At 60.5% G+C, this 14,649-nt stretch carries 16 protein-coding genes; 4 read left to right on the top strand and 12 right to left on the bottom strand.

The window, feature by feature from the left end; translation table 11 throughout:
* Positions 1 to 23: 23 nt before the first annotated feature.
* Together AC3IP0_RS10945 and AC3IP0_RS10940 are read right to left on the bottom strand one after the other, a co-directional pair.
* Positions 24 to 335: an AzlD domain-containing protein gene (locus AC3IP0_RS10945; RefSeq protein ID WP_489319755.1), complete on the bottom strand. Its 312-nt coding sequence runs from the start codon at positions 333 to 335 to the stop codon at positions 24 to 26.
* On the bottom strand, positions 335 to 1,033 hold the full coding sequence (locus tag AC3IP0_RS10940) for an AzlC family ABC transporter permease (RefSeq protein ID WP_007978998.1): 699 nt from the start codon (positions 1,031 to 1,033) through the stop codon (positions 335 to 337). The genes AC3IP0_RS10945 and AC3IP0_RS10940 overlap by 1 nt, the downstream gene beginning before the upstream one ends.
* A 167-nt stretch (positions 1,034 to 1,200) precedes the next feature.
* Here AC3IP0_RS10940 and AC3IP0_RS10935 point away from each other — a divergent pair, with 167 nt between their 5' ends.
* The 3 genes from AC3IP0_RS10935 (at position 1,201) to AC3IP0_RS10925 (ending at position 3,720) form a co-directional block, all read left to right on the top strand.
* Positions 1,201 to 2,136 carry a GGDEF domain-containing protein gene (locus AC3IP0_RS10935; protein WP_489327382.1) on the top strand — a complete coding sequence of 312 codons (936 nt, stop codon included), beginning with the start codon at positions 1,201 to 1,203 and terminating at the stop codon, positions 2,134 to 2,136.
* Between the two features lie 285 nt (positions 2,137 to 2,421).
* Positions 2,422 to 3,297 carry a 4-hydroxy-tetrahydrodipicolinate synthase gene (dapA, locus tag AC3IP0_RS10930; RefSeq protein ID WP_489319233.1) on the top strand — a complete coding sequence of 292 codons (876 nt, stop codon included), beginning with the start codon at positions 2,422 to 2,424 and terminating at the stop codon, positions 3,295 to 3,297.
* 60 nt (positions 3,298 to 3,357) lie between these two features.
* Positions 3,358 to 3,720 carry a DUF2784 domain-containing protein gene (locus tag AC3IP0_RS10925; protein WP_489319232.1) on the top strand — a complete coding sequence of 121 codons (363 nt, stop codon included), beginning with the start codon at positions 3,358 to 3,360 and terminating at the stop codon, positions 3,718 to 3,720.
* Positions 3,721 to 3,799: 79 nt separating this feature from the next.
* Here AC3IP0_RS10925 and AC3IP0_RS10920 read toward each other — a convergent pair whose 3' ends face one another.
* Both AC3IP0_RS10920 and AC3IP0_RS10915 read right to left on the bottom strand, forming a co-directional pair.
* Positions 3,800 to 5,344, bottom strand: a complete 1,545-nt coding sequence (locus AC3IP0_RS10920) for a sensor domain-containing diguanylate cyclase (RefSeq protein WP_489319231.1) — start codon at positions 5,342 to 5,344, stop codon at positions 3,800 to 3,802.
* 83 nt (positions 5,345 to 5,427) lie between these two features.
* Entirely contained in the window at positions 5,428 to 6,018 is a 591-nt protein-coding gene (locus tag AC3IP0_RS10915; protein WP_489327793.1) for a DUF3087 domain-containing protein, read from the bottom strand.
* A 171-nt stretch (positions 6,019 to 6,189) separates the two neighbouring features.
* Between AC3IP0_RS10915 and ppnN the strand changes: the two genes are divergently transcribed.
* Entirely contained in the window at positions 6,190 to 7,563 is a 1,374-nt protein-coding gene (gene ppnN, locus AC3IP0_RS10910; protein ID WP_489319229.1) for a nucleotide 5'-monophosphate nucleosidase PpnN, read from the top strand.
* 868 nt (positions 7,564 to 8,431) lie between these two features.
* On the opposite strand, the gene AC3IP0_RS10905 is transcribed toward ppnN, so the two are convergent.
* The 8 genes from AC3IP0_RS10905 to AC3IP0_RS10870 all read right to left on the bottom strand — a co-directional run bounded on the left by AC3IP0_RS10905 (position 8,432) and on the right by AC3IP0_RS10870 (position 14,649).
* Positions 8,432 to 9,610 (bottom strand): integrase core domain-containing protein, encoded by a 1,179-nt coding sequence (locus AC3IP0_RS10905; RefSeq protein ID WP_489327381.1) that lies wholly within the window; start codon positions 9,608 to 9,610, stop codon positions 8,432 to 8,434.
* Between the two features lie 248 nt (positions 9,611 to 9,858).
* Positions 9,859 to 10,398 (bottom strand): type II secretion system protein, encoded by a 540-nt coding sequence (locus AC3IP0_RS10900; protein ID WP_489327379.1) that lies wholly within the window; start codon positions 10,396 to 10,398, stop codon positions 9,859 to 9,861.
* Entirely contained in the window at positions 10,373 to 10,747 is a 375-nt protein-coding gene (locus AC3IP0_RS10895; protein ID WP_489319227.1) for a type II secretion system protein, read from the bottom strand. The genes AC3IP0_RS10900 and AC3IP0_RS10895 overlap by 26 nt, the downstream gene beginning before the upstream one ends.
* Positions 10,748 to 10,751: 4 nt before the next feature.
* A complete protein-coding gene (locus AC3IP0_RS10890; protein ID WP_489319226.1) occupies positions 10,752 to 11,225 on the bottom strand; it encodes a type II secretion system protein in 474 nt (157 codons plus the stop codon).
* Positions 11,226 to 11,227: 2 nt separating this feature from the next.
* Positions 11,228 to 13,054 (bottom strand): secretin N-terminal domain-containing protein, encoded by a 1,827-nt coding sequence (locus AC3IP0_RS10885; protein WP_489319225.1) that lies wholly within the window; start codon positions 13,052 to 13,054, stop codon positions 11,228 to 11,230.
* Entirely contained in the window at positions 13,051 to 13,569 is a 519-nt protein-coding gene (locus AC3IP0_RS10880; protein ID WP_489319754.1) for a hypothetical protein, read from the bottom strand. Before AC3IP0_RS10880 ends, AC3IP0_RS10885 begins: the two co-directional genes overlap by 4 nt.
* Complete coding sequence (locus tag AC3IP0_RS10875) at positions 13,569 to 14,117, bottom strand: type IV pilus inner membrane component PilO (protein WP_056723501.1); 549 nt, start codon at positions 14,115 to 14,117, stop codon at positions 13,569 to 13,571. Before AC3IP0_RS10875 ends, AC3IP0_RS10880 begins: the two co-directional genes overlap by 1 nt.
* Positions 14,104 to 14,649: a PilN domain-containing protein gene (locus AC3IP0_RS10870; protein ID WP_056723500.1), complete on the bottom strand. Its 546-nt coding sequence runs from the start codon at positions 14,647 to 14,649 to the stop codon at positions 14,104 to 14,106. The genes AC3IP0_RS10875 and AC3IP0_RS10870 overlap by 14 nt, the downstream gene beginning before the upstream one ends.

The raw sequence follows: 14,649 nt of genomic DNA, 5'->3' as shown, positions 1-14,649 counted from the left end.
TTAGATCAGTTCCCCTGCCCCGCTCAAAGCCACCAGCGCAACAAAAAGAAGAAGCCCATGCTCAACAGCATGCTGAGCAACGTATTGCGCGTGTAAAGCACCAGAGCGACCGCTACCAGCGAGCTGATCAGATAGGGATTGTCCCAGTGCAGATTCAGCTGTTTTTCCGGCATGAACACAATCGGCCCGCAAATGGCGGTCAACATGCCCGGAACGGCAAACCCCAGGAACTGCCGGGCATTGCTGCTCAAGCGTAGCGGCAGTCGCGGTTCCAGAAAAACATAGCGGTTGAGGAACACCAACACGCCCATTCCGGTAATCACTGCCCAGACCATCATGTGCGGCCACCGTAGAATTTATTGCAGACAAACCCGGCGGTCATGCCCGCCAGCCCCGACAGCACCAGCGCCGAACCCCATTGCCAGTAGCTGAACAGCACCGAGCAGAACAGCGACACCGCCACGCACACCACGGTCGGCACGTTGCGTACCACCGGGGTGATCAGGGCGATGAAGGTCGCCGCGATGGAGAAATCCAGGCCCAGGTGTTCAAGACCGGGAATGCTGCTGCCGAGCACAATGCCCGCCAGGGTGAACAGGTTCCAGGCGATGTAGAACGTCAGGCCCACGCCCAGGGCGTACCAGCGGTTGAACTGCTGTTTGTCGTGCTGGCTGGTCAGGGCGAACAACTCATCGGTGAGCAAGAACCCCAGCCCTGCGCGCCAGCGCCCCGGCAAGGGCGAAATCACCGAGCGCATGCTCATCCCGTAGAGCAAATGCTGGGAGGTCAGCAGCAGTGTGGTCAGCAGGATCGAAAAAATCCCGGCCCCGCCCTTGAGCATGCCGATGGCCACCAGTTGCGCGGCGCCGGCAAATACAATGCTCGACAGGCCCTGGCCCTGCAGGGGCGTGAGGTTGGCTTCGATGGCCATGGAGCCGGCCAGCAAGCCCCAGGGCGCGGTGGCCAGGGACAACGGCATGATCGCCGCTGCACCGCGCAAAAAGGCACTGCGCGGCATGATTGAGTTGGACATAACGTTCTACAGACAGGGAAAGACCCCAGACTGTGCCAGCAGTCGCGGCCGAAGGCTTGAACAATCTTGCTCACTGATACGCGGCGTGCCATTCATCGGCTGCCCGCTTGATTCGCCAAAGTGCTAGCAACATGATGGCGCTGCATTTTCATCGAGGCAGGCCCTTCATGAGTTCAGTGGAAACCGACAGCGACGTTTATAAAACCCTGCTTGAGTCGACCCGGGCGATTCCCTGGCGCATCGACTGGAAAACCATGACGTTCAGCTACATCGGGCCACAGATCGAAGAGCTGCTGGGCTGGAAACAGCACAGCTGGGCCTCGGTCAATGACTGGGTCGAGCGCATGCACCCGGATGACCGCGACTACGTGATGGACTTCTGCGTCTCGCAATCGCGCGCCGGTATCGATCACGAGGCCGACTATCGCGCACTCACCGAAAGCGGCGAGTACGTATGGATCCGCGATGTGGTGCATGTGGTGCGCAAGGACGGTGAAATCGAGGCGCTGGTGGGTTTCATGTTCGATATCAGCGAGCGCAAGAAAACCGAAGAGCACCTGATCCGCCTGCAAAAACAGCTTGAAGAGTATTCCTTCCAGGACGGCCTGACCGGCATCGCCAACCGGCGCATGTTCGACACCGTGCTGGAACGGGAGTGGAACACGGCCCAGCGCACCGGCTTGCCGTTGTCGGTGATCGTGCTGGATATCGACTACTTCAAGCAGTACAACGACCATTACGGCCACATCAAGGGCGACGAATGCCTGCGCCGCGTCGCGCAAACCTTGTCCCTGGCGGCGAACCGGCCACGGGATTTCATCGCGCGGATCGGCGGTGAAGAGTTTGTCTGGCTGCTGCCGGAAACCGATGCCGAGTCCGCGCGGCTGGTGGCGCACAAGTGCCTGCACCTGATTCGCCAGCAGCAGATCCCCCATGAATTCTCGAACGTGTCGAAGCTGCTGAGTATCAGCCTCGGCGTCGGCACCACCCTGGCATCGATGCACGCGACGGCCCTGGAATTCGTCGAACAGGTCGACCATCTGCTCTACAAGGCCAAGCACAATGGCCGGATGCGCGCCGAGTACGCCGATTTTCGTGATTGACAAACGGCGCTCCGGCTTTTAAAACTGGGCGCCTCATTCAGGGTGTAAGCAAGCATGTCCGCAACCTTCAATCTCGACTCTTCCGTCATTGGCTTGATTGCCAAGGCGCAAGGTTGCGTTGCGCACGCCCTCAAATCGAAGAAACAGTCGCTCATGTGACCGGGGCGCGCTGTCCCGTCAGATGAGCTGACAGGACATTGAGCGCGACGGACCACCCTCCCCTTGCTTACTCTCCTTCCATGCCCCTGACGGTGCCGAAATCGGTCAACCATCAGGAGAAAGTGCATGTCAGCGTTTCAAGGTATCTGGGTTCCACTGGTCACCCCCTTCCACAATGGCGCCATCGATTTCGTCGGCTTGCGCCGGCTGGTCAGCCATCTGCTGGAAAAAGGTGTCGACGGTCTCATCGTTTGCGGCACCACCGGCGAACCGGCGGCGATGGGCAAGCATGAGCAACTGGCGGTGCTCGATGCAGTGCTGGAGCTGGTGCCGGCGCAACGGGTGGTCATGGGCCTGGCCGGTAACAACCTGACCGAGTTGTTGCAGTTCCAGAGCGAGATCCTCAAGCGCCCGGTGGCTGGCCTGCTGGTGCCGGCGCCGTATTACATCCGCCCTTCCCAGGCCGGCCTCGAGGCGTTTTTCCGCACGGTCGCCGATGCCTCCAGCGTTCCGCTGATTTTCTACGACATCCCTTACCGTACCGGCGTGGCCTTCGAACAGGCAACCTTGCTCAACATCGTCGCCCACGAGCGGATCGTTGCCATCAAGGATTGCGGCGGTAATTTTTCGAACACCCTCGCCTTGCTCAATAGCGGCCATGTCGACGTGCTGTGCGGCGAAGACAACCAGATCTTCAATGCGCTGTGCCTGGGCGCCAAAGGTGCGATTGCCGCGTCGGCGCATGTCCGTCCCGAACTGTTCGTGCAGTTGTACCGGCAGATCCGCGACAACCAATTGGCCGAGGGCCGCGCCACGTTTTTCCGTTTGCTGCCGCTGATCAACAGCCTGTTCCTGGAGCCCAACCCGGCCCCGGTGAAAACCACGCTGGCCCTGGAAGGCTTGATCGGTGACGAACTGCGCGCGCCCATGCAACGCAGCAGTGAATCGATGACCGAGCGTTTGAAGGGCGTGCTCAGGGCATTGGATCGCGACAATCGATAGAGCGCCGGCCTGCTGCCCGAGTACCATGGAGCGATTCGTTCAGCCTTCAGGGGCACCGACATGCTGTACCGAATCGCCGCCGATGGGCTGATGCTGTTTCACTTGCTGTTCATTGTGTTCGTGTTGTTCGGCGGGTTGCTGGTGCTCAAATGGCGCCACCTGATCTGGTGGCATCCGCCGGCCGCGTTGTGGGGTATGGCGGTGGAGTTCTTCCACCTGCCCTGCCCTCTGACCGACTGGGAAAACCGCATGCGCCAGGGGGCCGGGCAAACCGGCTATGACGGTGGATTCATCGAGCATTACATTTGGCCGGTGATTTACCCGACGGGCCTGACGCCGACCATTCAACTGGGTTTGGGCAGCGTGGTGTTGGTGATCAATCTGCTGGTCTATCTTCGATTGATCAAGCGATGGGCCGCCTGAATCTTCAACCACCCTGACGGTCACGCCCTGGGCTGGTGGCTGGTCCAGGGAACGGACCGGTTTGACTGAGACCCGCCCCTCAGTTGGCAATCACGCTCATGTTGCGCCCACTGGCCTTGGCCACGTACAGCGCCTTGTCTGCCGCACCAATCAGGTCGTCGGGGCGAACCTGGGACGCGGCATTGCTGGCACAGACGCCGACGCTGACGCTGACTGTGCCTTCCGGGCTGTCACTGTGGGCAATGTCGGCCTGCAGTACCGCGCGGCGGATTTTCTCCGCCACCAGAAATGCCCCCACGTAGTCGGTGCCGGGCAACACCACGGCAAATTCTTCGCCGCCATAGCGGGCGGCCAGGTCACCGGGGCGCTTGATGTTGTCGGTGATGATCGCGCTGACCTTGCGCAAACACTCATCACCGGCCAGGTGGCCGTAGCGGTCGTTGAACGGTTTGAAATGATCGACATCAATCATCAGCAGCGCCAACTCGGACTGGCTGCGTCGGGCACGGCCCATTTCGGCATCGATGAAAGCGTCGAACTGACGCCGGTTGGCCAGCCCCGTCAGCGCGTCCTTGAGGGCCAGGCCTTCGAGGTTGCGATTGACCTCCAAGAGCTTGTCCTGGGTGTCCAGCAACTCGACCTGCACCAGGTTCTGCTGCTTCATCAGCTTGATCAGCCGAAACCCCAGTACCCCGAGAAAACCCAGCAACAGTGTGACGATGCCGGCGCTGAGCAGCGTCTCCTCGCGCCAGCTGCCGAGCACTTCATCCTTGTTCAACGCGGTAAAAATGATCAGCGGATAACCCTCGACCCGGCGATACCCTATTACCCGCTCGACACCGTCGATGATCGACCTGATCGTGGCCGTACCCGCGTCGCCCTTGGGCAACAACTGGGTGAACAACGGGCTCTTGGCGAGGCTGGTGCCGATGTCCGCCTCCTTGAAGGGTCTGCGAATGACAATGGTGGCATTGTCGGCGATCAGGTTGATCACCCCGTTACTGCCCATGTCGATGCTGTCGTAGAGCTGCAGGAAATGGCTGAGGTAAATCGTCGCCAGCGCCACCCCGGCAAAGCTGCCATCGGGATGATTGACCCGGCGCGAAACCGTCACGATCCACTCACCGCTCGAACGGCTCTTGATCGACGGCCCGATGTGCGGCCCACGGCTGGGGTTATCGCGATGGAAGATGAAGTATTCGCGGTCGGAATTGTTGACACCGGTCTGGCCGGCGCCATTGGAGTTGGCGACCCACTGCCCATTTTCGTCGAAAACAAATACACCATGGAGCTGGCTCAACTCACTGCGCTGGGCGTTGAGCAATAGCGGCAGCCGGGATTTATCCACGGCGTCGTGTTCCAGACGATCGACCAGGGTAAACAGCAGCGTGTCGGCCTGCTTGATCGTGGCCTGCGCTTGCGATGCCAGGGTCTGCGCAAGGTTGGACATCGCCACTTCCTTGTCATGCAGATGGTACTGGCGTGAGCTCCAGGCTTCCCAGATCACGATAACCACCATCGACAGGCACACCGCCACCAGCAGGATCACCGCCGAGCGGACCTTGAGCCGGGGCACGGCTGGCCGGAGCATTTCAATATGATCGTGGATCGACGGTTGTCCCATGATGCTCCCTGAGGGTCTATGGCGGGCGAACTTTCCTGATCGCCGCTTTTGCTCGCGATGCCTGATCCAGGCTCGCAATGATGTTAGCCCCTGGCCGGCTTTACCGCCTCCAGCCACGCCGGATCCAGCCGCGTCTGTTCGGTATCGATGCCCAGCGCTTGCATTCGTTCCCTGTGCTGATCCATTTCGCGGATCAACTGGCCGTGGTCGCTGGAGTTGCCATCGAGCTGATGCATCTGGTTCAACCCCAAATGGTAGAAACGCAACAGCTTCATCGCAACCGGATCGCCTTCTTCCACGGCCGCCGTTACATGATGCATGACATTGGTGATGCCCATCAGGCTGCGCTTGAGTTGCCAACTATAGACCGCTGGCGCCATCCATTCCTGGTGCCAGAACACCTTGCGCATCAGCGCCGCCATCGCCAGCACCGCAACAAACACGCCACCGATATTGAAGCGCAGATTGTCGCCCCCCGGCGTGCCGAACAAAGCCACCGCCGCCGTGGACAGCACCATCGCCAGCGCCAGAAAGATCAGGGCAATGATGACCGTGCTGCGCCGTGTCTGTTGCCGGTAGGTGTCGGCGTTCATCGGCTGGATTTCGAACATTGCGTCGGGTTTCCTGAGCTTCAATGGTAAAAAGGGGTCTGAGGCAAAAAGACTGCGGGCCATTATCGCCTCTGCGCGGGATTTAGCTATGCTGGGGCTCCTTTTCATCTTTTCATCGTCAAGCAGGGGACATGGCGAGACCGCGAAGTTCGTGCCATCTTCTTTCATGAATACACATTATTCGGATGCCATTCGTAGTTGCTGTGTGAATGACATCGTTTTAAGGATCATTGAATGACCCAACGCCAAGTTATCAACGCCTCCGTCAGTCCCAAAGGCAGCCTGGAAACGCTCTCGCAACGGGAAGTCCAGCAATTGAGCGAAGCCGGTTCCGGCAGCACCTACACCCTCTTCCGCCAGTGCGCCCTGGCCATCCTCAACACCGGCGCCCATGTCGACAACGCCAAGACCATCCTCGAAGCCTACAAAGACTTTGAAATCCGCATTCACCAGCAAGACCGCGGCGTACGCCTGGAACTGCTGAACGCCCCGGCCGACGCCTTCGTCGACGGCGAAATGATCGCCAGCACCCGGGAAATGCTGTTCAGCGCCCTGCGTGACATCGTCTACACCGAAAACGAACTCGACAGCCAGCGCATCGACCTGAGCACCTCCCAGGGCATCAGCGACTACGTCTTCCACCTGCTGCGCAACGCCCGCACCCTGCGCCCCGGAGTCGAGCCGAAGATCGTGGTGTGCTGGGGCGGGCACTCGATCAATACCGAAGAATACAAATACACCAAGAAAGTCGGCCACGAACTGGGCCTGCGCAGCCTCGACGTCTGCACCGGTTGCGGCCCCGGCGTGATGAAAGGCCCGATGAAAGGCGCGACCATCGCCCACGCCAAGCAACGCATCCACGGCGGCCGCTACCTGGGCCTGACCGAACCCGGAATCATCGCCGCCGAAGCGCCGAACCCGATCGTCAACGAACTGGTGATCCTGCCGGACATCGAAAAACGCCTGGAAGCCTTCGTCCGCGTCGGCCACGGCATCATCATCTTCCCGGGCGGCGCCGGTACGGCCGAAGAGTTCCTGTACCTGCTGGGCATCCTGATGCACCCGGGCAATGAAGGCTTGCCCTTCCCGGTCATCCTCACCGGGCCGAAACACGCCGCGCCGTACCTGGAACAACTGGACGCGTTCGTCGGTGCGACCCTGGGCGACGCCGCCAAGCAGCACTACCAGATCATCATCGATGACCCGACCGAAGTGGCGCGGCAGATGACCCAGGGCCTCAAAGCGGTCAAGCAGTTCCGTCGCGAACGCAACGATGCCTTCCACTTCAACTGGCTGCTGAAAATCGACGAAGGCTTCCAGCGCCCGTTCGACCCGACCCACGAAAACATGGCCAACCTGAAACTGAGCCTCGACCTGCCGTCCCACGAACTGGCGGCCAACCTGCGCCGCGCGTTCTCCGGCATCGTCGCCGGTAACGTCAAGGACAAGGGCATTCGCCTGATCGAAGAACACGGGCCGTACCAGATCCGTGGCGACGCGGCGATCATGCAACCGCTGGACCTGCTGCTCAAAGCCTTCGTCGCCCAGCACCGCATGAAACTGCCGGGCGGCGCGGCGTATGTGCCGTGTTATCGGGTGGTGGCGTAAGACTGAGCCATGGCTATCGCGGCGCCCACACATTGGGTTCCCAGTTTTACGCGGGACTTGTGGCCACTGAAGATCCCTGTGGGAGATTCTATGTTGCAGGGGAACCCTGCAGCCTTAGATTCGGCTGGTATTCGCTCTGGTTTTTCATGAGGGCTCTTGCCCCTGACATTCGGTGCCTCGCCGTGGCTCGGCATGCCCTCGCTCCGGTCCTGCTCCGTGGGCCCGCCGCCATCGGCCATCCATGGCCGGGGGCGGCTAACCCGGCATCCATGCCGGGTTGCCCACTGCGCAGAACCGGAACGAAGCCTCACGAGGGGGCGTACACCGCAACAGCGCCCGAGGCGGCCTACCGGCCGGCCTGGTTCTGATGCGTGCGTGTTTCCCTGCAGGAGCTGTCGAGTGCAACGAGGCTGCGATCTTTGGGCGTTATTACTTACAAACAAAATCAAAAGATCGCAGCCTTCGGCAGCTCCTACGGGGTGATACATCCGCGAAATCAGGTCGGCTGGCAGGCCGCCTTCGCGAGCAAGCTCGCTCCCACAGAAGAGCAAAGGCAGGTCGGCGTACACCCTCGCTCCTCACCACTCATCAGGCCGAGCGTTAGCTCGCCTGCAGCTCTTGATCTTGATCCACCCGCCCCCTCGGAAGGCTGAGCGGAGGTGTTCATCCGGGGATTGGCGCGCAGCGCCGTTCGACGCAGTCGAACTCATTGCATGTAGGTCGAAGCGAAGCCGACCGGAGGGCAATGCCCCCGGATGAATACCGCAGCGAAGGAACCCCGAGCCTTAGCGAGGGGCCGTACGTAAGGGGCGTGAAGGGATCAACCACATAGGTAACAGAAGAGTTCAGTCACATAGGTAACACCTGATCACTTATTTCTGATTACTTTGAGCGTCAGATAAGCATCTTTGGCGTCCCTTTCATCAACGCGGCCTAGTACTACCGGCCCAAAAATGATGTCCCAAACACCCTCGCTGACGCTCTCCAATCCGACTATTTCATGTTTAAGCACATAGCCAACATAGATTCTAAGCCTCCCTTTGTTCACCACCCCGTTTGAGTCCGTCCGGTAAGCCTCAACATGGCTTGGGTATCTCATCTCCGGCAGCTTTTCCGGATAAGCCCGTAAAGAGCTTGTGTAGCGCGAGCCCGGTGTTTTCTGCCCCAGAGCCTCATGGAGACGTTCATGATTGTAGTGCTGCATGAACAGATCAAAATGTTTCTGCTGGGCTCCCCACTCAATTTCCGGCGGTCTTGGCAGTGTACTTTTCAGCGTGCGGTGCATGCGTTCATGCCGCCCGTTCTGCTCTGGTCGACCAGGTTGAATCCTTTCGTGGATGATGCCCAGACGGGCCCACCAGATGGATAGCTGTGATAAACCAGCACGCCCTCCGCTGGCAAAAGGAACGCCATTGTCCGTGCGAATACGTTCAGGCATCCCGTAAGTTCTGAACAGCCTTTCAAAAGTCGCCTTAGCGGCCTTGAAGGTCGTGCTCGGCATGCTTTCGCAGGCCAACAAGAATCGGCTGGAGTGATCCATTACCGTCAACGGGTAACACCAGACACCGTCTCCCGTCAGGTATTGACCTTTGTAATCAGCGCTCCAGAGCTGGTTTTGGCGATCGGCCTTCTGAAGCGGTTTGGGATAGACAGCGACACGCTGACGTAAACGCCGCGGCGTCACCAGCCCCGCCTTTTTTAGCACGTTGTAGATCGTGGTTTTCGAGGGTGGGGGCTGATCCGGAAAACGCTCACTTAAGGCCGTCTGAATTTTCTTCGGGCCCGGAGTGGTTTGTCCTTGGGCGCGTAGCTCAAGAATGGCCTCCTTGACGGCAAACGGCACCGCCTGAGCTTGGGAATGCCGCTTGCGACTGCATTCCGCCAAGCCATTAACGCTGTCTGCGTTGTAGCGCGCCACCCACTTGTAACCGGTTTTGCGACTGATGCTGTGAGCCGCACAGAGCTGGCTGAAGTTAAGTCGCCCGGACAAATAGTCGGCAATGAACATCACTTTCAGGTCCATAGGTTTCAGCTCTCGCCACGGCATGGTCAGATCCTCGGAATCGACCAGTGCCAGTTAAAAACTGTTACCTATGTGCTTGAACTGTTTTGTTACCTATGTGGGTGAGTCATACCGGCGAGACCTTTTGGTTCCTTTTGGGGCGTTTGCCAAAAGGGACTCGCCGTAAGGGCGAAACCGCCAGCCGCCGTTACCGCAGGAATGGATATGTACACCGTCAACAAAAGACAGGTCGGCTGTCAGGCCGCCTTCGAAAGCAAACCCACTCCCAAGGTTCAAGGCTGCAATGCCTGGGGCCCGGTGGACTGTTCTTTCGGCGGTCCGTCAGCGCCATCGAGGACAACTTTCTCGGCCACGAACTGCCAGTCCTTGTAGCTGGCCATGCCCTTGAAATCCGACCACTGGCTGGGAAAGTTGTCTTGCTTGAGCGGTTTCTGCTCGGACGGGCAGTACACACCGCTGATCCGCCCGTCGAAATCACGCATCAACTCCCATTCGCCACCCGTCATCGGCTCCGGGTACAACTGCCGCAGATGATGCCTGGCCGACGGGAAACGCTCGTCCTGCACCAGGTCCTTGAGTTCTTTCGGGTACTGGGCCATACCGGGCGAACTGCGGTAATAGCTGCGTAACGCCTCGGCATATTGCGTACCGACCCAGAGCAACTGGTTTTCGCGATCGCGGCGCGAAGCGGTGGCCCACAACTCACCGGCACTGGCCAGGCCCATGCCCAGCACGACGATCAGAAACAGCACACCCAGGTAGGTGAAGCCATCCTGGTTCGAAGGTTTACCACTCGGAATAAAGGCTGCCATCACGCGCCCTCCCGCTGGCCCCACTCTTGATATCGGCCACCCCACCCGCCACGCCATCCGGTGGCGCGACCAGGACCCAGGTGTCCTTGCGCTCGGCAATCGGGTCCAGCGGCTGGTTACGCAAGTAGCGCAGTTCGACCAGCTGTTCGATGGAATCGGGATATCGCCCGGTGTCCCCGTAATAGTGATCCAGTGCCTCGCGCATGGACGACAGGCTCTGGTGCAGGGTGGTCTCTTTGGAGGCCTCCAGGCTGCTGAAGTAGCGTGGCAAGGCGATCGTCATCAGGGTCGCGATGATTGCCATGACCACCATCAGTTCAATCAGGGTAAAACCCTTTTGCCGACGCATATGCTCACCACTCTCGGTAGGCGATGCCATTGAGACCCTTGCCGCGGGCCTTGGAATAAACGTCAAAGACATCCTGGCCCTCGCGCGGGTTCTCAGCCGAACTGTCATAGGAACGCAGGCCCCAGCCGCCCTCGTCGTCACGCTTGACGACTGCCAGCGGGTCACGGGGGATGCGCCGCAGGAAGTAGAACTTGGCGCCCTTGGGGCTGCGCGTGTCACGCACACCCTCGACCAGCACTTGCAGGTTCGGCGGGTAGCCACTGCTGTCGAGCGACTTTTCGATGTAGCCGGCGTCAACGGCGTGTTTGTAGGCGTCGATGGCATCGCGGACCTGGTACAACGCGGTCCGCAGATCCTGCTCTTTGCCCCGGCGCACCACGGTCTCGGTCAGCGGTGCGGCCATGCCGGCCAGCAGGCCGACCAGGGCGAGCGTCACCACGACTTCGACCAGGGTAAAACCGCGTTGCGAGGCGTTCATGATCAAGGTTTCCCAACGGTAACGGTGGTGGCGATCGGGGCGCTCATGGGGTTGGTCTGAACCGTGGTGCTCATCGAACGGTCCGGTGCCTGGATGTGCATGCTGGTTTCGGTACCGGTCGGGAATTCCATATCCGACGGGCTCTGGTACGGCAGATTGCGCACGATCCGCGGAGTGATCGACAGCACCAGTTCGGATTTGATGACGTCGTCCCTGTTGCTGCCGAACAGGCGACCCAGGCCGGGAATGTCGCCAAGGCCGGGAATCTTGTTGCCGGTGGCGCCGTGGTCGTTGCGCACCAGACCGGCGAGGATCTGGGTTTCGCCGTCATGCAGACGCAAGGTGGTCTGGGCGTTGCGGGTATCGACCTGGACCGGAATGGTGCCCTGAGCGGTCGGCGTCAGCGGCGTGGCGTTACTGACTTCCAGCGCGATCTTGATCGCCACTTCGTTGTTCAGGTGCACGATGGGCTGCACTTCGAGCTTCAGACCGACATCGAGGTAGGTCACGCTTTCGGTGATCACCGGGCCCTGGGTCGAAGGCACCGAGGTGGCGCTGATGATCGGCACGCGCTGACCGATGTGGATGCGCGCCTGTTCGCGGTTGCTGACCCGAATCACAGGGCTGGCCAAGGTGTTGATGTCCTTGTCCTGGGCATTGATCTTGGCCTGTGGCGATGGCGAGATCGTGATGCGGCTGGAATTGATGCCCTTGAGCTGATCGAGAAGGGTCACCGCCGACCCGTCACTGTTGACCACGCCAAAGGTGTTGGGCCATTGCAGGCCAAGGTCGAGAATGCGTTGGCGGGCGACTTCCATCACCTCCACTTCCAGCACCACTTCCGGGTTGGACTGGTCCTGCGATTGCAGGAGTTTTTCCGCCATGCGCACCGCGTCACCGGTATCGCGCATGGTCAGGGTGTTGAGGCGCTCATCGACGAACACGTCACGGGTCTTGAGCATGGTCTTGATCATGTTCAGCGCCGTGTTGGCATCGATGCTGGTCAGGTAGAAGGTGCGCATCACCAGCTCCTGGTAATCCTTGATCTTCTGCGGCGAGTCCGGGTAGATCAGCACGGTGTTTTCATTCACCACTTTCTGATGCAGCTGGTTCTGTTGCAGCAGCAGTTCCACGGCGTCTTCGATACGTACGTCACGTACGAAGATCGTGGCTTTCATGTCCGGGCGCAGGTCCTTGTCAAAAATGAAGTTCAGGCCGGCGACCTGGGACAGCACTTCGAAAATGGTCTTGAGGTTGGCATCGCGAAACTCCAGGGTCACCGGCCGGTCCAGGCGTGTGCGCAGTTGCGGGTACTGCACCACGTTGCGGCTCTGCACCAGGCGGATGCTGCCTTGCAGTTCCAGGGCGCCTTCGTTCTTCGGGTCCAGTTCGAGAATCTGTTTGACCTGGCGGTCGGCACCGTAGATGTCACCGCGACGCAGGTCGCCACGGGCCAGTTCGAGTTTCTCATCCATGCTGCGCACATAGTCGAGCTGGCGCAGGGAATCCTGGGCACGACGGTTGTTCGGTTCGATGTTCAAGACCCGGCTGTAAGTCATGCGGGCCCCGGCGAAATTACGCTGGGTGCGGTCCATGTCGGCCTGGGCCAGCAGCGCCTTCACGGCGAGGGCCCGTCCGTTGTTGAGGGCCATGTGCAGTTCGGTATCGCGAGGGTTTTCGCGCAATCCCTCTTCGATGCGCGCCAGACCGGCTTCGTACTGGCCCGATTCGATCAGGGCCGAAGCTTCATCCCTGGCGACCTGCGCCGAACTGCATGCGGCCAGCCCTGCGCAGAGACAAAGGCTCATCAGCAAACGGGATTTGTTCATTCCGTACTCCCCACAGACAAGGTCTGCGCCAAATGCAGAGGCAGGTAGACCAGACGCAGCTCCTTATCGGAAATCCGCTCGATCCGCCAGGTTTCGTCGATGACATCCCCTTTGCGCACGACGTATATTTTTTCGCCGCTCTGCAAGAACACCTGCAAGTCGGAACGGTCATCCAGCCTGCCGACAAACTGGAAGGGCAACGGTGGCGCAGTGGGGACTTGCACCACCGGAGTAACGACTACCGGTTGTTCAGTGACAGTGCCAGGGGCCGGCGCCGCAATCCAGCTGCGGGCGGCGAACAGGTCGCCTGCCGGGCTCAGGTCCTTGATCGGCGCCAGCGCAGCGGCGCCCGATGCAGCCGTCGATGCGCCAGGGATCTTGCCCTTGACCGGGGTAGCCACGGTGGCCACCGCAAGGTCGCTGTCGTCGGCCTGCCTGAAGTATTCGGGGAGCCAGGCGAGCGCTGCCGCTACACCGAAGAACGCCACCCAACCCGCCACTCGTTTGGTATTCATCATGACCTCGACAGGTAAAGGGTCATGCGGATCCGCCCGGTCAGGTCGGTATCGGCGATATTCTTGCGCGAAAGCTCCACATCCTCGAGCACCACCGCCGGCAACTGGCCGAGCAAGGCGTGCAGGAAACGTCGCAGTTGCGGGTAGCTGCCACGTACCGGCAGCAGAATCTGATAACGGGCCAGGTGCGTCTTGGGGTCCACACCCAGGGAGTATTCACCCCGGGACAAGGTGATGCGTTCCTGGGCGGCCAGGGCGTAGATCTTGTCGATGGCCACGGTGGCCTGGGGCTGGGACGGCAACTTGCTGCGGAAATCGTCGAGCTGGCGCTGCGGCACCACTGGCGCGGCCACGCTGCCATCTTCGACCTTGGCCAGGTACTCGGTGGCTTCGCGAGTCTGCTGGCTGAGGCTTTGCAGCGACTCCCAGTCCGGCAGCAACCCAACCAGGCCATAGCTCAGCGCCAGCACCAGCATGGTCATCCCTGCCAGCCCCGGAACGCCCAGGCCTTGCAGGTATTCGTGGACGATCAACTTATGGATTTGCATCGCCGATCTCCCAGGTAGCCGACAGGTTGAACTGCACCGGGTGTTCCGGCACGTTGGCGACAATTTCGTGGCTCAGCAGCGACACGTCGGACAGCTCGTCGCTGGCTTCGAGGCGGCGGTGGAAATCGAGCATGGCTTCCAGGTCCAACGCCTCGGCGCTGATCCGCACCTGCCCCTTGCGGGCGTCCGGGGTCAGGGTCAGCAGGGCAATGTTGTCCCGCGGCATGGCTTCGAGGGTGGCGAACAGGCGCTCCCAGGGGCGGCGCAACTGCTGGGAGACCTTGCGCATTTCCGCCAGGTTATGCGCCTGCTCGCGAATTTGTGCCGGGGTCAGGCTGAGCTTGCTGCCAGTATCGCCGGTGAGCACCCGCTGCGTGGTTTGCAGATGACCTTGCTGTTGTTCGGCCTCGTTGCTCAGGTGCTGTTGCACCATCAGGCAAGTCAGTGTCAGCACCACGCCACCGGCCAGCAGGCTCCAGCCCAGAGGACCTGCACGGCGGCGCGGCTGAAAGTCGAGCATCAGGGGGCGCAT

The organism is Pseudomonas sp. GL_103 (assembly GCF_057835175.1).
The sequence above is the reverse complement of the archived record's forward strand: the minus strand, read 5'-3'. Positions and strand labels throughout refer to the sequence as shown.